The sequence below is a fragment of the Paraburkholderia sp. Ac-20347 genome (assembly GCF_017104805.1).
Classification (GTDB): domain Bacteria; phylum Pseudomonadota; class Gammaproteobacteria; order Burkholderiales; family Burkholderiaceae; genus Paraburkholderia; species Paraburkholderia tropica.
In genome coordinates this window covers 1-2,013 of sequence record NZ_JAAGPN010000526.1, presented here as the reverse complement: position 1 = coordinate 2,013, position 2,013 = coordinate 1, and the positions used below count along the sequence as shown (strand labels likewise).

The following is a 2,013-nucleotide window of genomic DNA, read 5'->3' as shown; positions in this document are numbered from 1 at the left end:
GCGCGTGTTCGAGCGGCTCGTCGACGGCGGCCTGCTCGTGCGCGACGGCGAGGACCTCGACGCCACGCCTGCGGGCATCGACCGGCTCGCCGCGTGGGGCCTCGATCTGTCGGCCTTGCGCACGCGGCGGCGGCGCTTCGCCTGCACCTGTCTCGACTGGAGCGAGCGGCGTCCGCATCTGGGCGGCGCGCTCGGCGCGGCGCTGCTCGAACGCTTCACGGCAAACGGCTGGGTCGAACGCACGAGCCGTCCGCGCGTGCTGCGCATTACGCCGTCCGGTCAGCGCGAATTCGACGCTTTCGCGCCCGCCTGACGCATGTGAACGACGCGAAAATTCTGACAAATGCCCAACAACTCCCCGCAAATCGCGGTGAAATTCGTCGTTTTCGGCAGAGTCCACACGTTCTGTTACATATAGTGCATAGCCCTTAACAATTCCGTGTGCATGGAAACAGGCCGGGCGGATAGAGTGCCCCACATGGCTTCCCGAACTGTTCGGCGGGCCGTGGAGAACCAAAATGACACCGTGCACTTCATCGCTCCAGCCACAGCGCCGCAACCGCCGCGCACAGGCTCACACGCTCATCGCCGGCGCCGTGCTCGCCGCCTTCGCGCTCAACCTGGCCAGTCCGGCCGCTTACGCCCAGACGGCGCCCGCCGCCGCGGCGCAGGCCGGCGATCCGCCCGGACGCGTCGCGCGTCTCGACTACACGGCCGGCGCCGTCACCACCGAACCCGCGGGCGCGACCGACTGGTCCTACGCCCAGCTCAACCGCCCGCTCACGACCGGCGACCAGCTCTGGAACGACGCCAACGCGCGCTCGGAAATGCACATCGGCTCGACGGCCGTGCGCATGGGGCCGCAGACGAGCCTCGACGTCCTCAATCTCGACGATTCGAACGCGCAGCTCAAGGTGGCGCAAGGCACGCTCTCGACGCGCGTGCGCGAACTGCCGCCGGGCAGCGCGTATGAAATCGACACGCCGAATCTCGCGCTCGGCGTGAGCGGTCCTGGCGACTATCGCGTCGATGTCGCGCCCGACGGCAGCAGCACGACCGTGACGGTGCGCAGCGGCAGCGCGACGGTCTACGGCGAGAACGGCCAGACGCCGATCCAGGCGGGCCAGCAGATCCGCTTCGCGGGCACCAACCTGCAACAGGTGGCCAGCGACGCCGCCCCGCCGCCCGATGCCTTCGACCAGTGGGCGCTCGCGCGCGACGCCGCCGAGGATCGCTCGGTCTCGGCGCGCTACGTCTCGCGCGACGTGCCCGGCTATCAGGATCTCGACGCCAACGGCACGTGGCGCGACAACCCGCAGTACGGCGAAGTGTGGGTGCCGAATTCGGTGCCGACAGGCTGGGCGCCGTATCACGACGGCCACTGGGTCTGGCAAGCGCCCTGGGGCTGGACCTGGGTCGACGACGCCCCGTGGGGCTTCGCGCCGTATCACTACGGCCGCTGGGCGCAGGTCGACGACAGCTGGGCCTGGGTGCCGGGTCCGATGGTCGAAACCGCGCAGCCCGTCTACGCGCCCGCGCTCGTCGCCTTCGTGGGCGGCGGTGGCGGCGGCTCGGACTGGGGCGTGAATCTGGCGATCGGCGGCGTGGCCGCGGCAGGCGTGGCCTGGTTCGCGCTCGGGCCGGGCGAGCCGTGGCATCCGCACTGGGGCGGCTGGAGCCCGCGCTACTACGACCGCGTGAACCAGAACGTCGTCGTCAACAACTACCGGCACGACGTGAACATCACGAACATCAACGTGCACAACACGTACGTCAATTACCGCGTGCCGGGCGCCGTGACCGCCGTGCCCGCGACGGCCTTCGTGCACGGCCAGTCGACTTCGCGCTTCGCGCAGCATGTCGATCCGCGTCAGTGGCAAAACGCGCGCATCCAGTCGGGGACGCCGGGCATCGCGCCGGTCCAGGGCAGCTTCGGGCCGAACATGCGCCGCGCCGACTACCGGCCGCCCGCGTCGCTGAATCAGCGTCAGGTGGTCGCGACCCGCGCGCCGA

General features: G+C 70.1%; 1 protein-coding gene and 1 pseudogene. Both read left to right on the top strand.

The window, feature by feature from the left end; all coding sequences use genetic code 11:
• Positions 1-313 (top strand): annotated as a pseudogene (locus G3N97_RS38360) (transcriptional regulator); the annotation flags it as partial.
• A gap of 205 nt (positions 314-518) precedes the next feature.
• A partial coding sequence (locus tag G3N97_RS38355) for a DUF6600 domain-containing protein (RefSeq protein WP_205997933.1) occupies positions 519-2,013 on the top strand: 1,495 nt, incomplete at its 3' end.